This is a genomic window from Halobacillus sp. A1-3, assembly GCF_050971765.1.
Lineage (GTDB): Bacteria > Bacillota > Bacilli > Bacillales > Halobacillaceae > Halobacillus > Halobacillus mangrovi_B.
This window is the reverse complement of the sequence record NZ_JBPCEO010000014.1, coordinates 1-25,309: the sequence shown is the minus strand read 5'-3', so window position 1 is coordinate 25,309 and position 25,309 is coordinate 1. Positions and strand designations below refer to the sequence as shown.

Here is a 25,309-nt window from a genome sequence, read left to right as displayed (position 1 = left end):
TTTTAGTATCCGGGTTTTCCCTAAGCTTAGAATACGAGCTTCTGGAGTCTATTAATCGTCTAGATTTAAGTTCTCGGATTCTTTCGTTTGCTCTTCTTCGATATCACGCATTTCGATTTCCTGTTCGTCACCAGACAGAATCTTCACATCCATACCAAGACTTTGAAGTTCTTTAATTAGTACTTTGAATGATTCTGGAACTCCTGGTTCAGGTACATTATCACCTTTGACAATGGCTTCGTAAGTCTTCACACGACCTACAACGTCATCCGATTTAACGGTCAGAATCTCTTGAAGGGTGTAAGCGGCACCGTATGCTTCAAGTGCCCATACCTCCATCTCACCGAAACGCTGTCCACCAAATTGTGCTTTACCACCAAGCGGTTGTTGCGTAACAAGTGAATATGGACCTGTGGAACGGGCATGAAGTTTGTCATCAACCATGTGTGCAAGCTTGATCATATACATGACACCTACAGATACTCGGTTGTCAAACGGTTCACCTGTACGTCCATCATAAAGGATGGTTTTCGCATCACGCGACATACCAGCCTCTTCAAGTGTTTCCCAAACATCTTCCTCACGCGCACCATCGAATACTGGTGTAGCGACTCTTTCACCTAACAGGCGAGCAGCCATACCCAGGTGCAATTCCAGTACCTGTCCAATGTTCATACGTGATGGTACCCCTAATGGGTTTAACATGATGTCAACTGGTGTTCCATCAGGAAGGAACGGCATATCTTCCTCCGGAAGGATCTTAGAAATAACACCTTTGTTACCGTGACGCCCAGCCATCTTATCACCTTCAGAAATCTTACGCTTCTGAACGATATAGACACGGATCAACTGGTTAACACCTGGTGGAAGTTCATCCCCGTCTTCACGGTTAAAGATCTTCACATCCAATACGATTCCACCAGCTCCGTGTGGTACACGAAGAGAGGTGTCACGAACTTCGCGTGCTTTTTCACCAAAGATTGCGTGAAGAAGGCGCTCTTCAGCCGAAAGCTCCGTTACCCCTTTAGGAGTGACCTTACCTACAAGTAAGTCGCCATCGCTGACTTCCGCACCAACACGGATAATACCACGATCATCTAAGTCGCGAAGGGCATCTTCACCGACGTTAGGAATATCTCGGGTGATTTCTTCTGGTCCAAGCTTCGTATCACGAGCTTCAGACTCATATTCTTCTATATGAATAGATGTGTAAACATCATCTTTTACAAGGCGCTCGCTCATGATGATCGCGTCCTCATAGTTATAACCATCCCATGTCATAAAGGCTACTAGCGGGTTTTGTCCAAGAGCTAGTTCACCCATATCCATAGATGGACCGTCAGCAAGGATTTCACCTTTTGTAACGCGATCTCCTTTAGAAACGATTGGGCGCTGGTTGTAGCAGCTACCTTGGTTGGAGCGGATGAACTTCTGTAGACGGTAACGATCAAGGTCACCTTCTACTTCTCTTCCATCCACTTCGGAAACGCGGCGTACTAGTACTTCTTTTGCTTCCACACGCTCAACGATTCCTTCATGACGGCAAATAACAGCAGCACCAGAGTCTTTACCAGAAACGTACTCCATGCCTGTACCAACAAGCGGAGCGTCCGGCTTAAGCAACGGTACAGCTTGTCGCTGCATGTTTGCACCCATTAGAGAGCGGTTAGAGTCGTCATTCTCTAAGAATGGGATACAAGCAGTCGCTGCAGAAACAACCTGCTTCGGTGATACGTCCATATAATCAAGGCGATCACGTTGAACTACCGTGTTTTCACCACGGAAACGAGCGATGACTTCTTCATCAACGAAAGAGCCGTCATCTCCTAGCTTCGCGTTGGCCTGGGCTACGACGTAATTATCTTCCTCATCTGCAGTCAGATAATCGATTTGTTCTGTAACTTTATTTGTATCAGGATCCACACGACGGTATGGAGTTTCAATGAAACCGAACTCGTTGACCTTCGCATAGGAAGACAAGGAGTTGATCAAACCGATGTTTGGGCCCTCAGGTGTTTCAATCGGACACATACGACCGTAGTGAGAGTAGTGTACGTCACGTACTTCGAAACCAGCACGTTCACGAGTCAAACCACCTGGTCCTAGTGCAGAAAGACGACGTTTGTGTGTCAATTCTGCTAGCGGGTTCGTCTGGTCCATGAACTGAGATAGCTGGGAACTTCCGAAGAATTCTTTAATCGACGCAATCACTGGCCGGATGTTAATCAGCTGTTGTGGTGTAATGGATGACGTATCCTGAATAGACATACGCTCACGCACAACACGCTCCATACGGGACAAACCAATACGGAACTGGTTCTGAAGAAGTTCACCGACAGAACGAAGACGACGGTTACCTAGGTGGTCGATATCGTCTGTACCGCCTACATTGTGCAAGAGGTTGAAGAAGTAGCTGATTGCAGAAAGAATATCAGCTGGTGTAATGTTCTTCACATCACGATCAATGTTGGCATTTCCGATGACATTGATAGACTTTTCACCTTCCGGATCAGTCGGATCTACGATTTTCACAGACTGTACACGGATAGGATCTTCAAGCACACCTTCTACAGGCTCCAATGATTGTTCACTTAGATTCGCTTCATCACTATCAAAGTGAGGAATAAGTTTGTTTAATAAACGGCGATCAATCTTGTCGCCCTTCTCTGCTAAGACTTCGCCTGTTTCTTCGTCGACGAGTGTTTCAGCAAGCGTTTGATTAAATAAACGATCCTTAATATGAAGCTTTTTGTTCATTTTATATCGTCCGACACGCGCCAAATCATAGCGCTTCGGATCAAAGAAACGGGAAACAAGTAGACTCTTCGCATTTTCTACCGTCGGCGGCTCACCAGGACGCAGACGTTCATAGATTTCTAAAAGAGCTTTCTCGCTATTTTCCGTGTTATCTTTTTCGAGTGTGTTCTTCAGGTATTCGTTATCGCCGATAATATCGATGATCTCCTGGTCTGTACCGAAACCTAAAGCACGAAGAAGAACGGTAATCGGCAATTTACGAGTACGGTCGATACGTACATGTACAACATCTTTCGCATCGGTTTCGAACTCTAACCATGCACCGCGGTTCGGAATGACCGTTGCGGTATAGCCTTTCTTACCGTTTTTATCAATCTTTTTGTTGTAATAGACACTTGGAGAGCGAACAAGCTGAGAAACAATAACACGTTCAGCACCATTTATAATAAAGGTACCTGTGTCTGTCATCAGTGGGAAATCACCCATAAACACTTCTTGCTCTTTCACTTCGCCTGTCTCATTATTTAATAGACGGACTTTCACACGAAGCGGTGCGTTATATGTTACGTCGCGATCCTTTGACTCATCGACTGGATACTTTGGTTCGCCTAAGCTGTAGTCTACAAACTCAAGTGAGAGATTACCTGTGAAATCTTCGATTGGAGAGATATCCTGGAACATCTCTTTCAAACCTTCTTCTAGGAACCAATCATAAGAAGCGGTTTGAATTTCGATCAAGTTAGGTAATTCTAATACTTCACTGATGCGTGCATAACTTCTGCGTTGGCGGTGTCGTCCATACTGAACTAGTTGACCTGTCAACTGATTCACCCCTCAAATCAAGCATTTTTATAACGAAAAAAGGGTCCGGCAAGACATGCCGAACAGGCTTGCGGTTGATCTTGCCACAAGCACTATTTAAACATTCGCCACTATAGCAAATGGTGATTCTTCATTTCTCTCTAACGTTAGACAAAAAAGAAAAAGGGTTTTGCTCATTCAAAAACCTCATTTACTTTGGGTTCGATTTTTACCATTCTAACCGTCTATCATTTTTTTATACATTTTAGAAAAAAAGACTTGACAGACTTTAGTCATATTGGCATTTTTCAATACTAGCACAAATAGATTGGCCAGTCAAACTTTTAATGCCTTAAGGATGTAATACCCTTTTTGCTTCACAACTACGTCAACATTTCCAAACAAATCTTCTATTTTTTGTTTGGCAGATGGAGCACCTTGCTTCTTCTGAATGACAATCCACAATTCTCCTTGATCCAGCAATGCTTTATATGATTCTTCAAACATTTGATGTACGACCTTTTTTCCGGCTCGTATCGGAGGGTTTGTCAATATGGAAGCAAATTTATGCTCAACCAAACCTTGCAGACGATCACTCTCTTGAATGGTTACGTTCGTCACAGCGTTTTGTTTAGCATTTCTATCAGCTAAATTCAAAGCTCGCTCGTTTACATCCACCATCCATACATGCCGATCTGGAAAATCCTTTGCCAGCGCTATGCCGACCGGACCGTATCCGCACCCCAGATCAAGCAAGTCACCACCTACTTCCGGTTCTTCATATGATTCAATGAGCAGCCTTGATCCATAGTCTACTTCTCTTTTAGAAAAAACGGCGTTATCGGTAGTAAAGTCTAACGTATGGTCTCTTAAAGTAAAAGACCAGGATCTTTCATCACTATCAGCAGTGGTTTTTTTTGAATAATAATGTTCCGACATGATCCGAACACCTTCTTTAATATTCTTGTAAGAAAAAGAAAGCCCGCCGATAATCAGCGAGCTTTACTTTCAACATCAACTTACTTAACTTCAACTGTTGCGCCAGCTTCTTCAAGCTGAGACTTGATTTCTTCTGCTTCTTCTTTAGCAATGCCTTCTTTGACAGCTTTAGGAGCGTTGTCAACAAGGTCTTTTGCGTCTTTAAGACCTAGACCAGTGATTTCACGTACTGCTTTAACAACTTTGATCTTAGAAGATCCAGCAGCTTCTAGAACTACGTCGAATTCTGTTTGCTCTTCAGCAGCTTCGCCACCTGCAGCAGGAGCACCAGCAGCTACTGGAGCAGCAGCGGATACACCAAATTCTTCTTCGATTGCTTTTACTAGATCGTTAAGCTCAAGAACAGACATTTCTTTAATCGCTTCAATGATTTGTTCGTTAGACATGAGAAATTTCCTCCTTATTAATTTTAGGTTTATAGTTTAAACGAACGCTAACTTACGCGCTTTCTTCTTCTTTTTGATCCGCAATAGCTTTTGTCGCGTATGCGAAGTTGCGGATAGGCGCTTGTAGTACGCTTAGGAACATAGATACAAGACCCTCGTAGTTTGGAAGGTTTGCAAGCTCTTTGATTTGCTCAAGAGTTGCAACTTGTCCTTCAACCACTCCACCTTTAATTTCAAGGTTTTCGTGATCTTTAGCAAAGTTGTTAAGAACTTTCGCTGGAGCTACAGCGTCGTCTGCATGGAATGCTAATGCAGTCGGACCTTGTAGCACTTCATGAAGTTCAGATAGTTCAACTTCTTCTGTCGCACGGCGAGTCATTGTGTTTTTGTACACTTTGAAATCTACGCCGGCTTCACGAAGTTGTGAACGAAGCTCTGTAACTTCCGCTACGTCAAGACCGCGGTAATCTACAACTACTGCAGATTTACTGTTGCGGAACTTATCAGCTAGCTCAGATACAACCTGCTTTTTCTGTTCAATAATACTGCTCATCGTTCCACCTCCTATTGACTGATCATCATACCGTTCGGAAGGCTTACATAAAAAAGTACCTCCATGTAGACATGGAGGTACTGTATGACAAAGCAGGGCAGCAATTGGCGCTGCTTTGTTTATTCACACACCTCGGCAGGAAATTAAGCGGGATATCCGCACCTACTGTCTACGGTATAACGTATTCATTTATACAACATTACTAATTGTAACTAATCAGCAATGGAAAGTCAACAATAAATTACTTATTTTGTGTAAGCAGAAACATCAACTTTGATTCCAGGTCCCATTGTTGATGAAACAGCAGCATTACGCATGTAAGTTCCTTTAGCTGCTTGAGGCTTCGCTTTAACAAGTGTCTCAGTAATTGCTTCGAAGTTCTCAACCAATTTGTCCTGGTCGAAAGAAGCTTTTCCAATTGGAACGTGGATGTTAGCAGCTTTATCAACGCGGTATTCTACTTTACCAGCTTTGATTTCGTTAACCGCTTTTTCCACTTCGAATGTTACTGTACCTGTTTTAGGGTTTGGCATAAGACCTTTAGGTCCTAGTACACGACCAAGCTTACCTACTTCAGCCATCATGTCAGGAGTCGCTACAACTACGTCAAAATCAAACCAGCCCTGGTTAATCTTGTTGATTAGGTCTTGTTCACCTACGTAGTCAGCACCCGCTGCTTCTGCTTCTTTCGCTTTATCACCTTTAGCGAAAACAAGCACACGCTGGGATTTACCTGTACCGTGAGGAAGCACCATAGCTCCACGAATTTGCTGGTCCGCTTTCTTAGGATCAACGCCTAAACGGAATGCAGCTTCAACAGTTTCATCAAAGTTTGCTTTTGCAGTTTCTTGTGCTAGCTTAATCGCTTCATTTACTTCATAAGCTTTTGTACGGTCAACAAGCTTTTGTAGTTCTTGTTGTTTCTTAGTTTTTTTAGCCATTATAATTTTCCTCCTTTGTGGTTTTAACGGATTTTCCTCCCACGAATAAAGGTTGCGAAAAGGGTCTAAGCTCCAGTTCCGCAACCTTTCCTATCTCTCCAGATGACGCTGTGGGGTTAATCTTCGATTGTGATTCCCATACTGCGCGCAGTACCTTCAACCATGCGCATTGCAGCTTCAACGTCAGCAGCATTTAAATCAGGCATTTTTGTTTCTGCGATTTCGCGAACTTTGTCGCGTTTCACAGTAGCTACTTTGTTACGGTTTGGTTCACCAGAACCTGATTCAATACCAGCCGCTTGCTTAAGAAGCACAGCAGCAGGTGGAGTTTTCGTAACGAATGTAAAGGAACGGTCTTCATATACCGTAATTTCAACTGGGATAATCGTACCCGCTTGTTCCTGAGTACGAGCGTTAAACTCCTTACAGAAACCCATGATGTTAATACCCGCTTGACCTAGTGCTGGTCCTACTGGCGGTGCTGGGTTCGCTTTACCTGCAGGAATTTGAAGCTTTACAACATTAATAACTTTTTTAGCCACGAGACACACCTCCTTAAAGTCCGTGATGTGGTAATAGGGATAACCCCTCCCACTCATTTTGCAATATGCTTAACGCCTCTCCGATTGAGGCACATAAAGAACATAAAAATTCTAGCATCTTTATTAGAAGAATGCAAGGGGGGAGAGGATGATTTTTTAAATGGTCGATGAATTTATCAGAGCTGACCCAGGCGCTTCCTTGTTCAAATCTATAATTTTTCGATTTGAGAAAAGTCTAACTCTACCGGAGTTTCACGGCCGAACATGTTGACGTGAACTTTCACCTTCTGTTTATCCGTATCAATGTACTCGATCGTTCCAGTGAAGTTTGCGAAAGGTCCGTCCGTTACTTTAACACTTTCCTTCACCTCAAAGTCAACCTCTGTTTTCGGCTTTTCGTTCATGCCCATACGTTTGAGAACAGTGTCCACTTCTTCAGGAAGGAGAGGGATTGGTTTAGAGCCGGAGCCGGTTGATCCAACGAACCCTGTAACCCCCGGCGTATTCCGTACGACATACCATGAATCATCTGTCATGACCATCTCAGCTAAAACGTAACCCGGGAATACTTTTTTCTTCGCGATTTTTCTTTTACCATTCTTAATTTCCGCTTCTTCGTCTTCAGGGACTAACACACGAAAGATTTTATCTTCCATTCCCATTGACTCGACTCGCTTTTCTAAGTTGGTCTTTACTTTGTTTTCGTAACCTGAGTAGGTGTGAACAACATACCATCTTTTTTCCATTTGAACAGGACAAATGCTTGCCCTTCCCTCCCTTATATTAAATTTAATACTTTTTTTCCAACATAAAAAACCCGTTAAACGGGTTTTTTGTGAGTCTATCTCCTATTATAGCATAAAATCTACTGTACTATTCTTTAGCAATGAGTTCAAGTACCTGGGATATCCCAAGATCAACAACGGCAAAGAAAACGGCAACGAAAGCAACTGTAGCTAAAACAGTAATTGTATAACGTGTAAGTTCACGACCTTTTGGCCAGCTGACCTTGCGCATTTCTCTAGCTACGTTCTTAAAGAACTTAAACATGGATGCCATACCCCCCAAACTTGTGCCTGCCGGCTTCTTTCTCTATTTCGTTTCGCGATGCAAGGTGTGTTTGCCGCACCTCTTACAAAACTTACGAACTTCTAGACGTTCGGATTGACTCGATTGATTTTTATATGAACTATAGTTTCGACTAGAGCATTCAGTACAAGCTAAAACTACTTTTTTTCGCATTAGTTCGTCACCCTCTTTATTTAGAGGTTTACACACTCAATAAATGTAGCACTCTTACTAGAGCCTGTCAATCTTCCATTTATAGAGTGATTTCGCTAATCTCCAAGTACTTCTCAAGTTTCCTTTTAACCCGTTGCAGAGCATTATCTATGGATTTTACGTGACGATTAAGCTCGACTGAAATCTCCTGATACGAACGCCCGTCCAAGTATAGGGAGAGGACTTGCTTCTCTAATTCGCTTAACAACTCTGAGATTTTCTCTTCCATGTCAGAAAACTTTTCTTTGTTAACAATCAATTCTTGTGGATCAATGGCTTTAGAGCCAGCGATCACATCTAATAATGTCCGATCAGATTCTTCGTCATAAATAGGCTTGTCCAGTGAAACGTAGGAATTTAAAGGGATGTGCTTTTGTCTGGTGGCAGTTTTGATTGCGGTAATAATTTGACGGGTGACGCATAGTTCGGCAAAGGCTTTAAAAGAAGACAGCTTTCCTTCCTGGTAATCACGGATAGCTTTATAAAGACCAATCATACCTTCCTGCACAATGTCTTCCCGGTCTGCGCCAATAAGAAAGTAAGTCCGAGCTTTAGCGCGAACAAAGTTCTTGTACTTATTAATTAAATAATCGAGAGCTTGGACCTGACCTTGATTAATCCGTTCGATAATCGCTTCATCCTCAAGCTTGCTAAGATCCAACTCATTGATGTCTCTCTCCGTTTGAATGATGCTCACACAGGATCCCCCCGACCGTGCTACCTCAATATAGCAATATTATACAGTAAGCGCTTGAAAAGCGTCAACAAGTTGTCAGAATTATTTATCTCCTCGACGCCATTTTTCAAATAATTTTCGCACTTCTTCATTCATTGGTATTTTCGGCTGGTTCTGTACTTGATTGTGAGATTCTACATCTTTTTTTATTTGGTTTTCTATATTTTTAATCTCGATATAAAGCTCTCTAGCAGATTTTCGGAATGCTCCTTGTCCAAAGATCGTTCGCTGCTCTGCATAATCCGAAGTCGCCACATAGACCTGGGTCCGAACATCATTCAACTCTCCCGCTAGTTTTTCTATCCGTTCGTCTGCCGTTTCGTTTTCTTTGGTGAAAATAACATCAACTTTGTAATTTTTATGCTTTTTTTCTAAGCCTCGAACATGGTAAGCATCAAAAACAACAATGATCCGATCGCCAGTATAAGATTGATATTCCGCAAGCATTTCTATTAGAAGATCACGGGCTTGGCCTAGATCTTTTTCCTTCAGCCTCTTCAGTTCCGGCCAAGCACCGATCATGTTGTATCCATCTACGATTAGAACAATCATAAGTTATTCACCAATCGGATGGCGCTTTCTATATACTTCATACATCAATAAAGAAGCCGCTACCGACGCATTTAACGACGTGACTTTTCCTGCCATCGGAAGACTCACTGTCCAGTCACACTTCTCTTTTGTCAGACGGCTCATGCCTTTTCCTTCACTGCCAATTACTAGAGCAATTGGCATCGTACCGTCTAACTGCCTATAATCTTCTGTGCCTGTTGCATCTGTCCCGACGACCCAGACAAACCTCTCCTTCAACTCCTCGATCGTGCGAGCAAGGTTCGTTACCCGTGCAACAGGAATGTATTCAATCGCCCCTGTAGATGTTTTGGCAACAGTTCCTGTCAAAGCTACAGAACGTCTTTTAGGAATGATAACTCCATGCGCACCACTGGCATCAGCTGTACGCAGAATCGAACCCAGGTTATGAGGGTCTTCAATTTCATCACAGATAATAAAAAAGGGAGCTTCCCCTTTTTCTTCAGCCTTAGCGAAAAGGTCCTCAAGATCGCTATACTCGTATGCGGCTACTGATGCCGCTACACCCTGGTGGTTGCCATCGACAAGTTGATCGATTTTTTTCTTAGGAACCTTTTGAACAATGACGCCATTTTCTTTAGCCAGCTGTTCTAACTTTTTTGAAGCTTGATGCTGCAATTGATCGGACACAAGAACTTTATTGATCGATCGTCCTGAACGTAACGCTTCTTGAACCGGGTTTTTCCCGATAATCCATTCTCCTTTCACTCTTCTCCACTCCTTTCTTCAACAAAATGGATGGCTTCAGTAATCAGCTCTTCCAGTCGCTCCGTTTGACCAGCCAGATACAAAAATCCTAAAACCGCTTCAAAAGCTGTTGAATAGCGATAGGTTTGTACATCTGTACTTTTAGGGACGGACCCAGACTTGGCATTGCGGCCGCGTCTGAGCACCCCTTCTTCTTCCTCTGTCAGTTGCTGTTCTTTCTGCCAATGCTTTACGACCTCTGCTTGTGAGACTGCAGAGACAAACTTCACAGCTGCTTGGTGGAGGTGCTGAGGCTTTACTGTACCCGACTCCAGCAGATGGTTTCGGACGTAAAGTTCATAGACAGCGTCCCCCATGTAAGCAAGGGCGAGACTTTTCATCTGTTTCACATTTTCCATCTCTATCCCCGCTTCCAGCGTGTGCCTTGAGAAGTATCTTCTAAAACAATGTTTCTCTCTTTCAGTTCATCACGGATTTGATCAGCACGTTCGAAGTTCCTATCTTTTCTTGCCTGCTTTCGTTCAGCAATTAATTGTTCGATCTCTTCGTCCAAGAGCTCTTCCTGTTGCTCCAATTCAATTCCGAGAACATTCGTAAGCTCTTTGAACATGGTCTCATAACGTTCTAAAACTGCCGTATGAGTTTGGTTTTCCTGAAGATACAAGTTTGCTGATTTTGTCAGGTCAAAAAGAACAGAAATGGCGTTAGCCGTATTAAAATCATCGTTCATTTCCTTAATGAATTGTTCTTTGTATCCATCCACTTCTTTCAACCATTTTTCATTGTCCTCTTGCAAGTTCAAGCTGGAATCTTTACGGTGCTGGATATTTTCGAAGGCATTCTTGATACGATTGAAACTGCTTTTCGCCCCTTCAAGCAATTCATCACTGAAATTGATCGGGTGGCGGTATTGTACGCTCAGCATGAAGAAGCGAATGACTTGCGGATCGTGCCTCTTCACAAGGTCATGAGCCAAAACGAAGTTTCCTAATGACTTCGACATTTTTTCATTTTCGATATTAATATACCCGTTATGCATCCAATACTGCGCAAAGGATTCACCATTATGTGCTTCGGACTGTGCGATTTCGTTTTCGTGGTGCGGGAAGGTCAAATCCTGCCCTCCAGCATGGATATCAATCGTTTCGCCCAAGTATTTTTTTGCCATCGTTGAGCACTCAATATGCCACCCTGGCCTTCCGGTCCCCCATGGACTTTCCCAGGAGATTTCACTCGGTTTTGCTGCTTTCCATAACGTAAAGTCAAGCGGATCTTCTTTCTTATCGCCTACCTCAATGCGTGCGCCTGAACGCAGTTCATCGATGGACTGGTGAGAGAGTTTGCCATAGCCATCAAAAGAACGAGTACGGAAATAGACGTCACCGCCCGCTTCGTATGCATGGCCTTTTTCAATCAGTCCTTTAATAAAATCAATAATCTCATCCATGTTCTCTGTTACACGCGGGTGATCGACCGCTTCTTGAACTCCGAGTGCACCTACATCTTCCTTGTACGCTTTAATAAAACGATTAGCAATCTCAGGGACTTCTTCCCCTAATTCATTTGCCGCTTTGATCAATTTGTCATCGACGTCTGTGAAATTCAGAACGTAATGGACATCATACCCGCGATATTCAAAGTATCTTCTCACCGTATCAAAAACAATCGCAGGACGAGCGTTTCCGATGTGGATGTAGTTATAAACGGTCGGGCCGCACACATACATCTTTACCTTACCTTCTTCTAGCGGCTGGAAGGGTTCCTTTTTCCGTGTTAGTGTATTGTAAATATTAATACTCACTCTGGTTCACTCCTTTGGCTTCTTCTAATTCTTTCCGTAAATGTGTGATTTCTTGCTCTAAATGGTTCAAGCGGTCATACACCGGGTCAGGCAGCTTATGGTGATCAAGATCTTTCTTGCGCACCTTTTTCCCGTCCTGAATAACGACGTGACCCGGAATACCGACCACAGTTGAATTGTTCGGTACATCATGTAGAACGACCGATCCAGCACCAACTTTAGAATTTTCTCCAATTGTAATAGATCCAAGTACTTTGGCACCTGTCGCGACTAAGGAATTATCCAAAAGCGTAGGGTGGCGTTTACCTTTTTCTTTACCTGTTCCTCCAAGCGTGACCCCCTGGAAAATCGTTACGTTATCTCCAATCTCGCAGGTTTCACCAATAACCACACCCATGCCGTGGTCGATGAAAAATCGTTTACCGATTTTAGCGCCAGGGTGTATTTCAATGCCAGTAAAAAAGCGGCTAATTTGTGAAATGATCCTCGCTAAGAAGAAAAACTTACGTTTAAAACAAGCATGCGCCACTCGATGTCCCCATATGGCGTGCAGGCCAGAATACGTCAAAATCACTTCTATATACGTCCTTGCAGCTGGATCTTGATCAAAGACAACATTGACATCTTCCTTCAACATTTTAAAAAGCCCCATACTTGCCCTCCTCCTTTATTAAAGAGTGATTCATGGCCTACAATAAAAAACGCGTCTCTGTGCAATGATGCACAGAGACGCGTCAGGCGTGGTTCCACTCTGTTTGGGAAATGGCATTCCCCACTTGGTCCCTGATAACGGAAGGTACCCGCTTCAACCTACTTCCTTCGGCTGAAGACTCCGAGGTGCATTTCGAAGACCTCCCTTAAAATCACTTCCAGCCAACGGTGATTTTCTCTGGATAAGGGCACTTCCTTCTACTTCTCCTCATCAACGTTTCGTATAGGTATCTTTACTATATGACAAATCCAAGCATTTGTGAACGGATTAGTTTTGCAACTTACTTAAAACATCGTCTAAGCGGACCGTTACCGTTTCTACTCCTAACAAGTGAATGGCATTCGGAAGCTCAGGCCCATGGGATTGGCCAGTAGTCGCTACACGGATTGGCATAAAGAGTTTCTTGCCTTTATGACCCGTTTCTTTCTGTACCGCTTTGATTTGCTTTTTAATGTTATCCGGCGTGAAATCTTCAAGCTCTTGAAGGTTTTTCTTGAACGTTTCCAACACTTCAGGTACTTGCTCGCCTTCTAATACACTCATAGCATCCTCGTCGTATTCAATCTCTTGCTTGAAGAACAGTTCTGTAAGCTCTACGATTTCCGCTCCGTAGCTAAGCTGCTCCTGATAAAGAGAAATCAATTCATGAGCCCACTTCTTATCTTCTTCGGACATATCCTTAGGAAGACGTCCTGCTTCGATTAAATGAGGAAGCGTCAGCTCAACCACACGATCAAAGTCCGCTGCTTTGATGTACTGGTTGTTCATCCATTTCAACTTCGCAGGGTCAAAGACCGCTGGGGAAGTAGATAGGCGTTCCGCATCGAATATTTCTACAAGCTTCTCTTGTGTGAAAATTTCTTCTTCACCAACTGGAGACCATCCAAGTAAAGTAATAAAGTTGAACAATGCTTCAGGCAAGTACCCCAGGTTTTTATACTGTTCGATAAATTGAAGAATATGTTCATCTCGTTTACTTAGTTTCTTGCGATTTTCGTTTAAAATGAGAGTCATGTGTCCAAATTTTGGAGGCTCCCATCCAAATGCTTCATAGACCATCATTTGCTTCGGTGTGTTGGAAATATGCTCTTCCCCGCGAAGCACGTGGGTAATGTTCATCAAATGATCATCGATCGCTACGGCAAAGTTATAAGTTGGCGTACCATTCTTTTTCACAATAACCCAGTCACCGAAATCGCTGGATTCGAACGTAATGTCATCACGGACAATATCATTGAACGTGTACGTATGATCTTCAGGTACGCGGATACGGATACTTGGCTCGCGTCCTTCTGCTTCAAACTGTTCGATCTCTTCTTGACTCAAATTGCTGTGAGCACCTGAGTATTTTGGTGCCTCTCCACGGGCGATTTGAGCTTCCCGTTCAGCTTCAAGCTCCTCTGCTGTCATGTAACATTTGTAAGCAAGGCCGCGCTCAAGCAGTTCATCAACATATTTTTGATAAATATCAAGACGCTCCATTTGACGGTAAGGCCCGTATTCACCGCCTTTGTTCGGGCTCTCTTCCCACTCAACACCCAACCATTTCAGGTAGTTCAGCTGGCTTTCTTCTCCGCCCTTCACGTTTCGTTTTTCATCTGTATCCTCAATGCGGATGACCATTTTGCCTCCTGCATTTTTTGCATAAAGATAGTTGAACAAGGCTGTTCTCGCGTTTCCGATATGGAGATTGCCTGTTGGACTTGGTGCATAGCGCACACGTACTTCATTCGACATAATTGTTCTCCTTTCATCATTCCGAACTTTTTCCTTCTATTATTTTATCATTTTTTGTTTAAGATTGTTGATTATTTTGCAAAAGGACCACGGCCTGCGCAGCGATTCCTTCTTTCCGTCCTGTAAAACCTAGCTTTTCCGTCGTTGTAGCTTTAACATTAATCTGCCCAGCTTCAACATTCAAAAGGCGTGCGATATTGTTTTGAATTTCATCAATATACGGCGCCATCTTCGGTGCCTGAGCAATAACCGTACAGTCCATGTTTCCAAGCTCATATCCGCGCTCTTTCACAATCGTCCAAACGTGCTGCAGCAGTTTTCCTGAATCTGCGTCTTTAAAATCTGGATCTGTATCAGGAAAATGCTTGCCAATATCCCCTTCACCAATGGCTCCTAAACAAGCATCAGCAATCGTGTGTAGTAAAACGTCCGCATCCGAATGGCCGAGCAGCCCTTTATCATAAGGGATTTCAACCCCTCCGATGATACACTTTCGTCCGTCTGTTAACTGATGAACATCAAATCCTTGTCCAATTCGAAACATAGATGGGTCCTCCACCTTTCTCTCACGTTGGTTTTTCACATAAGATTCAGCTTTATGTAAGTCTTCAGGAGTTGTCAACTTAATATTGTCATAACTTCCTTTTACGATAGCCACTTCCTTGCCTAACTGTTCAACGAGAGAGGCATCATCTGTTCCATAGTATCCACGTTCCCTCGCCTCTTGATGCGCTTTATGAATCAATGAATAAGAAAAAGCTTGAGGGGTTTGCGCAGCCCATAACGTTTGCCGGTCCAGCGTTTTCAATTGATTCCCCTGTTTCTGCTTGATGGTATCTGTCACAGGAACCGCTAATAATGCCGCTTGCTTTTCGTTAGTACGTTCAGCTAGTTCATGCAGATGGTCCTCTTTAACAAACGGACGAGCGCCATCGTGGATAAACACAGGAAGTTCTGTATGTTGAATAGCCTTGAGCCCTTCAAAAACACTGTCCTGGCGTTCTGCACCACCGTCAACGAGCTGAATATCTTTCTTTATGGAAGAAGAAGCAAGAAGATGTACCATTTCCGACCGCTCACGTTCGTTGGTTACTAAGACCATTTCTTCACACCAATCATCAGCGTCAAAAACCGATAACGTATGCAGGATCAACGGCTGCTGATCGATCAATAGAAACTGCTTATTCCTTCCGGCGAGCATCCGCTTTCCCTGACCAGCCGCAAGTATAATCGCTGTGTATTTTATCATAATATCCATCCTAAATTGATTTATACCGTTATTCATGCTCATTAAAACAACAAAAGCGATAACACACAGGTTATCACTTTTGTCATTCTCTATTTGTTTATACCGTTTTTATAGGGCTTTTTCAAGTGATTTCGGCTTGGCGAAAATCATGCGGCCCGCTGATGTTTGAAGGACACTGGTAACAACTACATCAATTGTTTTTCCAATGTAGTCTTTACCTTCTTCAACCACAATCATCGTACCGTCATCTAAATAAGCAACACCTTGATTATGCTCCTTACCGTCCTTGATGACTTGAATCTTCATTTCTTCTCCAGGAAGAACGACTGGTTTGACCGCATTTGCCAAGTCATTGATATTTAAGACTTGAACATTCTGAAACTCACAAACTTTATTCAAATTAAAATCGTTCGTTACAACAATGCCGTCCATCACTTTAGCGAGTTTAACCAGCTTACTGTCCACTTCCTGAATGTCCTCAAAGTCTCCTTCATAAATCTCAACATTTACAGGGAGATCCTTCTGCAGACGATTGAGAATATCCAGCCCACGGCGCCCACGGTTCCGCTTCAGTCCATCAGAGGAATCAGCAATATGTTGAAGTTCCTCCAGTACAAACTGCGGAATCACAATGGTACCTTCTAAAAAGTGCGTCTCACAGATGTCTGCAATTCGTCCATCAATGATGACACTCGTATCCAAAATCTTCTCTTTCGGAACAAGAGATGCATCTACTTTTGCTAAATCCTGCGTATGGGACAGTTCACCATCATGGCTTTTTTCTTTTTTAGAAAGTAGACTTAGGAATTCATCTTTTCGCTTGAAACCTACCTGGAAACCTAAATAGCCAAGTAAAATCGTTAAAAAGATCGGTACAACTTGGTTAACGACTTGAATCTGAATATCTTGTACAAATACATTAATCAGATAAGCGACAATCAGACCGACAATTAAACCGATACTGCCAAAAAGCAGATCAGCTACTGGTGCACGGACCAGAGAATCTTCCACCCATCTAATGAAATCGACAATATAATCCACGACCCAAAAAGTTAATAAAAATAAAATAAGTGCTCCTAGTACGGCTCCTAATACAGATTGTATCCAATTCTGCCAGGACAGCCCCATGGTTGTAAACAGTTCTGGAAAATAGAGGTAACCGATTGTTCCACCGGTTATTACAATAAATAACTGTACAATTCGTTTAAGCACTTGTATTCACCTCCTCACTCACAGTATGACCAAACCCTACAACCATTAATCGTATAAAAAAGGAATGATGGGTATAAAAATAGCACAATTCCCAAAATAAGTCAATCAGTAAAACAAATATCATATCATATATATGGCAAATAAGTCAATTTTATTAAATATGACGATCTACGAACAGCTGTTCTTGAATACGTTCTAAACCATCACGAATTTTCGAAGCTCTGATCTCTCCAACCCCATCCACTTCTACAAGTTCCTTCGTAGAAGCCTGGATCATGTCATCCAAGGTGGCAAATCGCTCTACCAAATGCTCAATAATTAAAGGAGGAAGGCGAGGAATCCGGCTTAAAATGCGATACCCTCTCGGGTGGATCGGATCAGCCATTTTTGTATTTGGAGAAAAGCCTAGTAACTTCAATATCTGCTCATCTGACAATAGCTCCGTGTTTGAGACTTCCTGCATTTTTCTCAAAATATAATAAGGCTCGTAATCAGGGCGTTTACTGTAATCTTTAAGCAGGAGTGCTGCTTCTTCTTCGATGTTTGAAACAAGCTCTGTCATCTGAAGCTGAATTAATCGCCCCTCTGTGCCTAATTCATTGACGTAATTAATGATTTCCGTTTTTGTACGGAGCACCATTTCGACTCTGTGAACGACCTGGACAACCTCAGAAAATGAAACCATATTTTCAAATTCCATAGCACCCAGATTCGTTATACTCTGATCGAGTACATTCTTATATTTTTCAAGTGTCTGAATGGCTTGGTTCGCTTTTGTCAAAATAACGCCAATATCTTTTAATGAATACCTCAAGGATCCTTTATAAAGAGTAATGACATTCCTTCTTTGGGAAATAGCAATAACCAGGGCACCTGTCTGCTTCGCCACACGTTCAGCCGTCCGGTGTCTCATCCCAGTTTCTGTTGAATAGATATGAGGATCCGGCATAAGCTGAGCATTTGCAAAAAGAATTTTAGAACCTTCGTCATTCAATATAAGAGCCCCATCCATTTTTGCCAGTTCGTAGAGGTGGGCTGGTGTGAAATCAGCCTGAATATGGAAGCCCCCATCTACTAAATCACGCATGTGGTCTCCGTATCCAAGCACGATAAGTCCTCCTGTGTTCGCCCTAAGAACGTTATCAATGCCATCACGAAGCGGGGTTCCCGGAGCAACCAGTTTTAAAATTTCCCCTATTCCGTTGTCTTTCATTTCATGCCACTCCATCACGCATCCCCCAGTGTCACCTTCATAGCTTCTTGTACGGTGCTAACCCCGATGACTTGAATTTCAGTAGGCGGTGTCCAACCATCCATATTCTTCTTAGGTATAATCGCTCGCTTAAATCCGAGTTTAGCAGCCTCCTGCACACGCTGTTCAATCCGTGCGACTCGTCTAATTTCGCCAGTCAGCCCCACCTCACCGACGACAACATCGTCCGGGTTAGGTGCCTGATCTCTAAAACTTGAAGCGATGCTGATCGCTACTGCAAGGTCAATCGCGGGTTCATCAAGCTTCACTCCACCTGCCACTTTCACGTAAGCGTCCTGGTTTTGTAAAAGCAGTCCCGCTCGTTTTTCCAACACAGCCATCAAAAGTGGAACTCTGCTGTTATCAAGGCCAGTCGCCATGCGCCTCGGATTACCAAAGGCTGTCGGAGAGATCAATGCCTGGATTTCCACGAGCACAGGCCTCGTCCCTTCCATAGAAGCAACGACAATTGACCCGGCCGCTCCTTGCGATCGTTCTTCCAAAAATATTTCAGAAGGATTGAGGACTTCTTTCAATCCTTTTTCTTTCATTTCAAAAATGCCCATTTCATGGGTGCTTCCAAATCGGTTTTTCACGCTTCTCAAAATTCTGAATGTGTGATGCCTTTCTCCTTCAAAATAGAGTACGGCATCTACCATATGTTCGAGCAGTCTCGGTCCTGCAATAGAACCCTCTTTAGTAACATGCCCAACAATAAAAATCGGGATACCTTTACTTTTGGCAATTCTCATCAGTTGACTTGTACACTCACGCACCTGTGATACGCTCCCTGGTGCGGAAGTTACGTCCTCTTTGAATATCGTTTGAATCGAGTCGATTACCACAAACTTAGGATCAATCGCCTCAATTTGATTAATGACATCTTGCAAATTGGTTTCGGACAGCACGTAAAGCTGCTCCGACGATATATCTAAACGTTCTGCTCTAAGTTTTGTCTGCCGCGGAGACTCCTCCCCAGACATATACAGGACCGGCATGTCCTTATTCGCAATTTGAGCAGACACTTGAAGAAGTAAAGTTGATTTTCCGATACCCGGATCTCCACCAATTAAAACCAGTGAGCCTGCGACGATTCCACCTCCAAGCACACGGTTAAACTCAGGCATATCCGTAGGTAGACGCGGTTCCTTCTGAGATTTAATTGAATTTATTTTTTCTGGCTTGCTCGACGCTGACGTGGAACTTGTTTGGAAAACATGCCGAGAGCTCGTGCTGGCCGCACTGACTTCCTCTACTAATGTATTCCATTGGTGACACCCTGGGCATTTCCCCATCCATTTGGGTGTTTCATAGCCACATTCCTGGCAAACAAACTTTGTTTTTCTTTTTGCCAAGATCATCGCTCCTTCTCTGTATAGTTTATACGATATGTCTTGTGAAAAAGTTTCATGATCATATCATTTATATTAAGATTCCCTTACTAGAATCATATAAGAATACGAAAAAAACCGGAAGGCAAAAGCCTTCCGATTTTTAAAATTGAATCTAATGGTTCACATTCTGATTAACTTGTTGATTCTTGCTGGGTGTGAACGACGAATTCTTTGTTGTCATTTAAGTCAATTCTTACTTTTTGTCCTTTAGCAATGTTTTCTTTCAACAGCTCTTCAGACAATAAGTCTTCGACATTTTTCTGAATGGATCGACGAAGTGGTCGAGCTCCATATTCCGGATCAAATCCGGATTCAGCAATATGCTGAATGGCTTCGTCTGAAAGCGTAAAGTCGATTTCTTGTTCTTGCAGACGTTTTCTGAGCTCTTCAACCATAAGTGTAACGATGTCTTTCATGTGTTTACGCTCAAGAGAATGGAACACGATCGTTTCATCGATACGGTTTAAGAATTCTGGACGGAAGGCTTTCTTAAGCTCATCTGTCACTTTAGACTTCATGTCTTTATAATCCTGGTCGCCATCTCCCATTGAGAAGCCAACGTATTTATTACGTTTAAGCTCCTGAGCACCAACGTTTGAAGTCATGATCAGTACGGTATTACGGAAGTCTACAACACGTCCTTTAGAATCTGTAAGTCGTCCGTCTTCAAGCACTTGAAGCAAGATGTTGAATACTTCAGGGTGTGCTTTTTCAATTTCATCAAGCAGAACGACAGAGTATGGTTTCGTTCTGACTTTCTCAGTCAGCTGACCACCTTCATCGTAACCTACATAACCTGGAGGTGAACCTACAAGACGAGACGTGCTGTGTTTTTCCATATACTCGGACATGTCAATGCGGATCATCGCATCTTCATCACCGAACATGCTCTCGGCTAATGCACGAGCAAGCTCTGTTTTACCTACACCTGTAGGACCTAGGAAAATGAAAGAGCCAATTGGACGCTTCGGATCCTTAAGGCCGGCACGAGCTCGACGAATCGCTTTAGAAATAGCTTTTACCGCTTCATCCTGACCAATGACACGATTGTGAAGCGTGTCTTCCAGTTGAAGAAGACGTTCACTTTCATCTTTCGTCATTTTTGAAACTGGTACTCCAGTCCAAGTGGATACAACAGAAGCGATATCTTCGACTGTTACTTCTGAATCTTCCTGGCCTTGTTTTTCTTTCCATTCATCTTTCGTTTGCTCAAGTTCGTCGCGAAGCCTTTGCTCGGTATCTCTTAAAGAAGCTGCTTTTTCGAATTCTTGACTTTGTACAGCGGCGTCTTTTTCTTTGCGTACTTCCTCAAGCTTCTGCTCAAGCTCTTTCAGGTTCGGTGGAGCAGTGTAAGAACGAAGACGCACTTTAGAAGCTGCTTCGTCAATCAAGTCAATCGCCTTATCTGGAAGGAAGCGATCGGTAATATAACGGTCAGAGAAACGTACGGCAGAGTCAATGGAATCATCCGTGATCGTTACACGGTGGTGAGCTTCATAGCGGTCACGCAGTCCTTTAAGAATTTGAACTGATTCATCAAGTGTAGGCTCATCAACCTGGATCGGCTGGAAACGACGCTCAAGAGCAGCATCTTTCTCAATATATTTACGATACTCATCCAGTGTAGTGGCACCGATACATTGCAATTCACCACGGGCAAGTGATGGCTTAAGAATGTTAGAAGCATCAATTGCACCTTCAGCACCGCCAGCACCAATCAATGTGTGAAGTTCATCAATGAAAAGAATGATGTTGCCAGCCTGACGGATTTCCTCCATTACTTTTTTCAAGCGATCTTCAAACTCACCGCGATATTTGGTACCAGCTACAACCGTACCCATATCTAATGTCATAACTCGCTTATCGCGTAGAATTTCCGGAACTTCATTGTTCATAATCTGCTGGGCAAGACCTTCGGCTATCGCCGTTTTACCTACACCTGGCTCCCCGACAAGAACAGGGTTGTTTTTCGTACGGCGGCTTAGCACCTGGATCACTCGTTCAATTTCTTTGCTTCTGCCGATGACCGGATCGATGTTGCCTTCTTTAGCAATCGCTGTTAAGTCACGAGCCAGTGAATCTAGGGTTGGAGTATTTGCACTAGCTGCTTGACCTGCAGAGCCTCCTCCTCGACGATTTTGCCCTCCGGTAGACTCATTGTTCCCTAATAGCTGCAGCACTTGCTGACGAGCTTTATTTAAGCTTACACCAAGGTTATTTAATACGCGGGCAGCGACGCCTTCACCTTCTCGGATCAACCCTAGAAGAATATGCTCGGTTCCCACGTAGGAATGACCCAATTTACGCGCTTCATCCATAGATAGTTCAATCACTTTTTTAGCACGTGGTGTGTAGTGGATCGTCTGTGATACTTTCTCACCTTTTCCAATTAGTTTTTCAACCTCTTGCTGGATTTTAGATGATTCGAGACCTAGAGCTGTTAATGCTTTAGCCGCTATACCTTCACCTTCACTGACTAATCCAAGTAAAATGTGTTCAGTTCCAATGTTGTTATGACCTAAGCGAACAGCTTCTTCCTGTGCTAATGCAAGTACTTTCTGAGCTCTTTCTGTAAAACGCCCAAACATCATGGACAATCCCTCCTAACATTATTCTTCATTTTCTAATTGAAGTCTTTCTCGAATTAGTGATGCTCTTCGAATATCTCTTTCATCAGGACTTAGTGTGGTTTTTGCATATTGTTGCAAAAATCCAGGCTGAGTTAAAATCATCAGCTCATTCAATATAGTCTTTGGAATATGATCAATGAAGCCAAGATCAATTCCTAACCTAAGATCAGATAAACACTTAGCCGCTTCTTTAGACTCTATGATACGACTGTGCTTCAGAACACCATATGAGCGGAAAATTCTGTCTTCCAACTGGATTCCAGAACGGTTCATCAATGCATCTCTTGCTTTTCGTTCCTGATCGATCAACTGCTTAACTACACTATGGAGATCTTCCACAATATCCTGCTCTGATTTTCCCAGTGTAATTTGATTCGATATTTGATAAATGTTTCCCACAGCCTCGCTGCCTTCTCCATAGATTCCCCTAACAACTAAACCTAATTGGTTAATAGCCGGGGTCATACGGTTGATCTGCTGAGTCATTGATAAGGCTGGAAGGTGCATCATCACGGATGCCCGCATCCCTGTCCCCACGTTTGTCGGACATGCGGTCAAGTATCCACGCTTTTCATCAAAAGCATAATCAATCTTTTCTTCCAGCCAATCATCCAGTTGAGAGGCCTGCTCTAAAGCTCGATCAAGCTGGAAGCCAGGGAAATAAAGCTGAATCCTAATATGATCTTCCTCGTTGACCATAACCGATACTTGTTCATTTTGAGAAATGAGCGTAGCAGATTGGTCTGATTTCTCAGCTAAATGAGGACTGATCAAATGTTTTTCCACTAATACGCGCTTTTCAACGGGTTGCAACTCTTTCATCTTTACAAGCTCGAAATTTTCATAATCCCTGAAAGATTGATTTTTAAATTCTCCGTTAAAAAACTCGAGGATTTTTTCTAACGTTTCTTCAGAAGCGACCGTTGGAAAAGGATGCTGCGAAAAATTCCGAGCAAGTCGAATTCGGCTGCTCATTACAATATCGCTATCCGGTCCCTCCTGCTTCATCCAAGGGCTTATCGCCTCGTTCATAAACTGTTGCAATGACATTATTGATCACCGTCCTCCCCCTCATGAAGTTGGCTGTGCAAAGTTTTGATCTTATCTCTAACTTTCGCTGCTTCCTCGAATTCTTCCTGCTCGATTAATTGTCGAAGCTTGGATTTATGTTCATCAAGCTCTCTTTTCATGTGCAGGTTGCCGCCTTCACGTTTAGGTATTTTCCCATCATGAGTCGTATTACCACTATGCACACGCCTTAAAATAGGATTCAATTTTTCATCAAAAGTTTGATAACAGGATGCACACCCAAATTTTCCTGTTCGTGCGAACTCTTGATAAGTCAGCCCGCATGTTGGACACTTCAGCTGTGTGGATTTTTTATACGGCTGGGTACTTTTATTACTGAATGACGAGGGGCTTTCAGTATGAAATAGACCAGAAAGGAGGTCATTCAATGTGAAATTCTCTTCCCCGTAGTTCATATACCCTTTATCTTTGGCACACTGTTCACATACGTGAATTTCTGTCTTTTGACCATTGATGACTTGAGTTAAATGAACGGTTGCCTGTCTTTGGTGACAATTTTGACATTCCATCTCATTCTCTCCCTTCTCCTTAACTTTTATATTTAAGAGTAAACAGTAATGCTGTCATAATTCGAGATCGAACTTCATCACGTAAGGGGAGAGGAAAAGCTAGTACTTCGCGGTCAATAATACTTTGTATTATTTTCGCTTCCCTATTTGTTATGATTTCACTTTCTAAGAGACGGGTAATAACATCAAGCGCTGCTGTTTGGGAAACTGTAGGCTGAACCATATCCATAATTTCTTCAATCATATCTGAATCTTTTTTGTGCTCGATCCGACTAATCCGGATATATCCGCCCCCACCTCGTTTACTTTCTACTATATATCCTTTTTCCACTGTAAAACGAGTCTTAATCACATAATTGATTTGAGAAGGTACACATTGAAATTGGTCAGCAATTTCACTCCGCTTAATTTCAATGGTCTTTTGATGATCTTCATTTAAAATATTCTTTAAATATTCTTCGATGATATCGGAAATATTCCTCATTTACCCTCCCCCTTTTTTGACTTTGACTATCTTTGACTTTAATTTTATTATACTCATTTTTGGGCAATACGCAACTAAAATGTTTATATAGAATACATCTCTCATGATTCCCTGTTTCTTCTTAAGTTAAAACAAAAAAACTACGTAGAATTCTACGTAGTTTTAATCACGATGGCTAACCTGAATGACCTCAGTAATATTGGATAAAGCTTGAAGCAAAGGGGCAGCTTGATAGGTCTGCTTTTTATCCAGGCCTATAATCAGCTTTTGATAATCATTTTCCTGTTTTCTAATGTCTATTTTATTTACGTATAAATTCGCATCTTCAAAGACTGCCAGCACTTGGTTCAAGCGAATATTCGGCTCTACTTTAATGTAAAACACATGCTTGCTATTGGTGTTGAATTTCTTCTTCTCAATCTTATTCAAGAACACGAGACTAAGTAAGACGAGGAGGGTGGTTATTGTAGCAATGTCATACATTCCCGCACCAACGACTAGCCCGATGCCCGCCACGGTCCAGATGGATGCCGCAGTCGTTAATCCCCGAATTGTCATTCCATTTACAATAATCGTCCCTGCACCTAAAAAGCCGATACCGCTAATTACGTAAGAAGGTATACGAGCAGGATCAAATCGTACATTCTCATACTTATCCATAAATTCTTCAAAACCATAGAGCGATAATAGCATCATGAGACATGCACCAATTCCTACTAGTATATGCGTTCGGAAACCAGCAGAATGGTTTTTCAGTTCACGTTCAAACCCAATTAATCCTGATAAAAGTAGAGCCATCATGATTCGAAAAATAAATGTAAAGATATCATCATCAAAAAAGTAAGACCATTCCAATCCAGATCCCTCCTTGCTTTTACTATATGTACCACACTATGAATATAGAAAAAACCAGAAGCATATGACTTCTGGTTTCTTGCATTTGAC

The 25,309-nt window shown here is 42.7% G+C and carries 25 protein-coding genes and 2 other annotated features; all 25 genes read right to left on the bottom strand.

From position 1 onward, the window contains the following. Window positions 1-51: 51 nt before the first annotated feature. On the bottom strand, window positions 52-3,579 hold the full coding sequence (gene rpoB / locus ACRYKC_RS19360; protein WP_433809366.1) for a DNA-directed RNA polymerase subunit beta: 3,528 nt from the start codon (window positions 3,577-3,579) through the stop codon (window positions 52-54). A gap of 315 nt (window positions 3,580-3,894) precedes the next feature. Beyond that, window positions 3,895-4,497 carry a class I SAM-dependent methyltransferase gene (locus tag ACRYKC_RS19355; protein ID WP_433809364.1) on the bottom strand — a complete coding sequence of 201 codons (603 nt, stop codon included), beginning with the start codon at window positions 4,495-4,497 and terminating at the stop codon, window positions 3,895-3,897. A gap of 80 nt (window positions 4,498-4,577) precedes the next feature. Beyond that, complete coding sequence (gene rplL / locus ACRYKC_RS19350; RefSeq protein WP_433809362.1) at window positions 4,578-4,943, bottom strand: 50S ribosomal protein L7/L12; 366 nt, start codon at window positions 4,941-4,943, stop codon at window positions 4,578-4,580. Between the two features lie 52 nt (window positions 4,944-4,995). Next, on the bottom strand, window positions 4,996-5,496 hold the full coding sequence (gene rplJ, locus ACRYKC_RS19345; protein WP_433809360.1) for a 50S ribosomal protein L10: 501 nt from the start codon (window positions 5,494-5,496) through the stop codon (window positions 4,996-4,998). 40 nt (window positions 5,497-5,536) lie between these two features. Continuing rightward, window positions 5,537-5,689: a sequence feature (ribosomal protein L10 leader region), on the bottom strand. Window positions 5,690-5,741: 52 nt separating this feature from the next. Then, a complete protein-coding gene (rplA, locus tag ACRYKC_RS19340; protein WP_433809358.1) occupies window positions 5,742-6,437 on the bottom strand; it encodes a 50S ribosomal protein L1 in 696 nt (231 codons plus the stop codon). Between the two features lie 116 nt (window positions 6,438-6,553). Next, window positions 6,554-6,979 (bottom strand): 50S ribosomal protein L11, encoded by a 426-nt coding sequence (gene rplK / locus ACRYKC_RS19335; RefSeq protein WP_035545742.1) that lies wholly within the window; start codon window positions 6,977-6,979, stop codon window positions 6,554-6,556. Window positions 6,980-7,188: 209 nt separating this feature from the next. Further along, window positions 7,189-7,725 carry a transcription termination/antitermination protein NusG gene (nusG, locus tag ACRYKC_RS19330; RefSeq protein WP_085031714.1) on the bottom strand — a complete coding sequence of 179 codons (537 nt, stop codon included), beginning with the start codon at window positions 7,723-7,725 and terminating at the stop codon, window positions 7,189-7,191. 127 nt (window positions 7,726-7,852) lie between these two features. Beyond that, on the bottom strand, window positions 7,853-8,029 hold the full coding sequence (secE, locus tag ACRYKC_RS19325; RefSeq protein WP_085026919.1) for a preprotein translocase subunit SecE: 177 nt from the start codon (window positions 8,027-8,029) through the stop codon (window positions 7,853-7,855). Window positions 8,030-8,071: 42 nt separating this feature from the next. Next, entirely contained in the window at window positions 8,072-8,221 is a 150-nt protein-coding gene (gene rpmG, locus ACRYKC_RS19320) for a 50S ribosomal protein L33 (protein WP_085026921.1), read from the bottom strand. Window positions 8,222-8,300: 79 nt separating this feature from the next. Continuing rightward, window positions 8,301-8,957, bottom strand: coding sequence for an RNA polymerase sporulation sigma factor SigH (gene sigH / locus ACRYKC_RS19315; protein WP_433809355.1), 657 nt, complete (start codon window positions 8,955-8,957; stop codon window positions 8,301-8,303). A gap of 81 nt (window positions 8,958-9,038) precedes the next feature. Beyond that, window positions 9,039-9,548 carry an NYN domain-containing protein gene (locus tag ACRYKC_RS19310; RefSeq protein WP_433809353.1) on the bottom strand — a complete coding sequence of 170 codons (510 nt, stop codon included), beginning with the start codon at window positions 9,546-9,548 and terminating at the stop codon, window positions 9,039-9,041. 3 nt (window positions 9,549-9,551) lie between these two features. Then, the gene (gene rlmB / locus ACRYKC_RS19305; RefSeq protein ID WP_433809351.1) at window positions 9,552-10,295 is read right to left on the bottom strand and encodes a 23S rRNA (guanosine(2251)-2'-O)-methyltransferase RlmB; all 744 of its coding nucleotides are present in this window, start codon (window positions 10,293-10,295) and stop codon (window positions 9,552-9,554) included. Continuing rightward, window positions 10,292-10,693 carry a Mini-ribonuclease 3 gene (locus tag ACRYKC_RS19300; protein ID WP_433809349.1) on the bottom strand — a complete coding sequence of 134 codons (402 nt, stop codon included), beginning with the start codon at window positions 10,691-10,693 and terminating at the stop codon, window positions 10,292-10,294. The genes rlmB and ACRYKC_RS19300 overlap by 4 nt, the downstream gene beginning before the upstream one ends. Window positions 10,694-10,695: 2 nt before the next feature. Beyond that, window positions 10,696-12,096 (bottom strand): cysteine--tRNA ligase, encoded by a 1,401-nt coding sequence (cysS, locus tag ACRYKC_RS19295; protein WP_433809347.1) that lies wholly within the window; start codon window positions 12,094-12,096, stop codon window positions 10,696-10,698. Beyond that, window positions 12,086-12,748: a serine O-acetyltransferase gene (gene cysE / locus ACRYKC_RS19290; protein WP_433809345.1), complete on the bottom strand. Its 663-nt coding sequence runs from the start codon at window positions 12,746-12,748 to the stop codon at window positions 12,086-12,088. The genes cysS and cysE overlap by 11 nt, the downstream gene beginning before the upstream one ends. A 70-nt stretch (window positions 12,749-12,818) precedes the next feature. Then, window positions 12,819-13,031: a binding site (T-box leader), on the bottom strand. A 44-nt stretch (window positions 13,032-13,075) separates the two neighbouring features. Beyond that, window positions 13,076-14,545: a glutamate--tRNA ligase gene (gene gltX / locus ACRYKC_RS19285; protein ID WP_433809343.1), complete on the bottom strand. Its 1,470-nt coding sequence runs from the start codon at window positions 14,543-14,545 to the stop codon at window positions 13,076-13,078. A gap of 58 nt (window positions 14,546-14,603) precedes the next feature. Beyond that, window positions 14,604-15,794: a bifunctional 2-C-methyl-D-erythritol 4-phosphate cytidylyltransferase/2-C-methyl-D-erythritol 2,4-cyclodiphosphate synthase gene (locus ACRYKC_RS19280; RefSeq protein ID WP_433809341.1), complete on the bottom strand. Its 1,191-nt coding sequence runs from the start codon at window positions 15,792-15,794 to the stop codon at window positions 14,604-14,606. A 108-nt stretch (window positions 15,795-15,902) separates the two neighbouring features. Next, window positions 15,903-17,006, bottom strand: a complete 1,104-nt coding sequence (locus ACRYKC_RS19275) for a PIN/TRAM domain-containing protein (RefSeq protein ID WP_433809339.1) — start codon at window positions 17,004-17,006, stop codon at window positions 15,903-15,905. 154 nt (window positions 17,007-17,160) lie between these two features. After that, window positions 17,161-18,234: a DNA integrity scanning diadenylate cyclase DisA gene (gene disA, locus ACRYKC_RS19270; RefSeq protein WP_433809337.1), complete on the bottom strand. Its 1,074-nt coding sequence runs from the start codon at window positions 18,232-18,234 to the stop codon at window positions 17,161-17,163. After that, the gene (radA, locus tag ACRYKC_RS19265) at window positions 18,234-19,613 is read right to left on the bottom strand and encodes a DNA repair protein RadA (RefSeq protein WP_433809335.1); all 1,380 of its coding nucleotides are present in this window, start codon (window positions 19,611-19,613) and stop codon (window positions 18,234-18,236) included. Before radA ends, disA begins: the two co-directional genes overlap by 1 nt. Before the next feature lie 170 nt (window positions 19,614-19,783). Next, window positions 19,784-22,243 (bottom strand): ATP-dependent protease ATP-binding subunit ClpC, encoded by a 2,460-nt coding sequence (clpC, locus tag ACRYKC_RS19260; protein ID WP_433809333.1) that lies wholly within the window; start codon window positions 22,241-22,243, stop codon window positions 19,784-19,786. 18 nt (window positions 22,244-22,261) lie between these two features. Next, window positions 22,262-23,332 carry a protein-arginine kinase McsB gene (gene mcsB, locus ACRYKC_RS19255; protein WP_433809331.1) on the bottom strand — a complete coding sequence of 357 codons (1,071 nt, stop codon included), beginning with the start codon at window positions 23,330-23,332 and terminating at the stop codon, window positions 22,262-22,264. Next, the gene (gene mcsA, locus ACRYKC_RS19250; protein ID WP_433809329.1) at window positions 23,332-23,880 is read right to left on the bottom strand and encodes a protein-arginine kinase activator protein McsA; all 549 of its coding nucleotides are present in this window, start codon (window positions 23,878-23,880) and stop codon (window positions 23,332-23,334) included. The genes mcsB and mcsA overlap by 1 nt, the downstream gene beginning before the upstream one ends. Window positions 23,881-23,899: 19 nt before the next feature. Then, window positions 23,900-24,364 carry a CtsR family transcriptional regulator gene (locus ACRYKC_RS19245; RefSeq protein WP_433809327.1) on the bottom strand — a complete coding sequence of 155 codons (465 nt, stop codon included), beginning with the start codon at window positions 24,362-24,364 and terminating at the stop codon, window positions 23,900-23,902. A gap of 162 nt (window positions 24,365-24,526) precedes the next feature. Next, a complete protein-coding gene (locus ACRYKC_RS19240) occupies window positions 24,527-25,165 on the bottom strand; it encodes an MgtC/SapB family protein (RefSeq protein WP_433809491.1) in 639 nt (212 codons plus the stop codon). Between the last annotated feature and the right edge of the window lie 144 nt (window positions 25,166-25,309).

Excerpts from the sequence above, each read along its gene's own strand:
- rplL (WP_433809362.1), bottom strand. The coding sequence starts at position 4,943 with ATGTCTAACGAACAAATCATTGAAGCGATTAAAGAAATGTCTGTTCTT.
- ACRYKC_RS19240 (WP_433809491.1), bottom strand. The coding sequence starts at position 25,165 with ATGATGGCTCTACTTTTATCAGGATTAATTGGGTTTGAACGTGAACTG.
- ACRYKC_RS19310 (WP_433809353.1), bottom strand. The coding sequence starts at position 9,548 with ATGATTGTTCTAATCGTAGATGGATACAACATGATCGGTGCTTGGCCG.
- ACRYKC_RS19280 (WP_433809341.1), bottom strand. The coding sequence starts at position 15,794 with ATGATAAAATACACAGCGATTATACTTGCGGCTGGTCAGGGAAAGCGG.
- ACRYKC_RS19300 (WP_433809349.1), bottom strand. The coding sequence starts at position 10,693 with ATGGAAAATGTGAAACAGATGAAAAGTCTCGCCCTTGCTTACATGGGG.
- secE (WP_085026919.1), bottom strand. The coding sequence starts at position 8,029 with ATGTTTAAGTTCTTTAAGAACGTAGCTAGAGAAATGCGCAAGGTCAGC.
- ACRYKC_RS19355 (WP_433809364.1), bottom strand. The coding sequence starts at position 4,497 with ATGTCGGAACATTATTATTCAAAAAAAACCACTGCTGATAGTGATGAA.
- nusG (WP_085031714.1), bottom strand. The coding sequence starts at position 7,725 with ATGGAAAAAAGATGGTATGTTGTTCACACCTACTCAGGTTACGAAAAC.
- ACRYKC_RS19245 (WP_433809327.1), bottom strand. The coding sequence starts at position 24,364 with ATGAGGAATATTTCCGATATCATCGAAGAATATTTAAAGAATATTTTA.
- mcsB (WP_433809331.1), bottom strand. The coding sequence starts at position 23,332 with ATGTCATTGCAACAGTTTATGAACGAGGCGATAAGCCCTTGGATGAAG.
- disA (WP_433809337.1), bottom strand. The coding sequence starts at position 18,234 with ATGGAGTGGCATGAAATGAAAGACAACGGAATAGGGGAAATTTTAAAA.
- gltX (WP_433809343.1), bottom strand. The coding sequence starts at position 14,545 with ATGTCGAATGAAGTACGTGTGCGCTATGCACCAAGTCCAACAGGCAAT.
- clpC (WP_433809333.1), bottom strand. The coding sequence starts at position 22,243 with ATGATGTTTGGGCGTTTTACAGAAAGAGCTCAGAAAGTACTTGCATTA.
- rplA (WP_433809358.1), bottom strand. The coding sequence starts at position 6,437 with ATGGCTAAAAAAACTAAGAAACAACAAGAACTACAAAAGCTTGTTGAC.
- cysE (WP_433809345.1), bottom strand. The coding sequence starts at position 12,748 with ATGGGGCTTTTTAAAATGTTGAAGGAAGATGTCAATGTTGTCTTTGAT.
- rplJ (WP_433809360.1), bottom strand. The coding sequence starts at position 5,496 with ATGAGCAGTATTATTGAACAGAAAAAGCAGGTTGTATCTGAGCTAGCT.
- rpmG (WP_085026921.1), bottom strand. The coding sequence starts at position 8,221 with ATGCGAAAAAAAGTAGTTTTAGCTTGTACTGAATGCTCTAGTCGAAAC.
- mcsA (WP_433809329.1), bottom strand. The coding sequence starts at position 23,880 with ATGGAATGTCAAAATTGTCACCAAAGACAGGCAACCGTTCATTTAACT.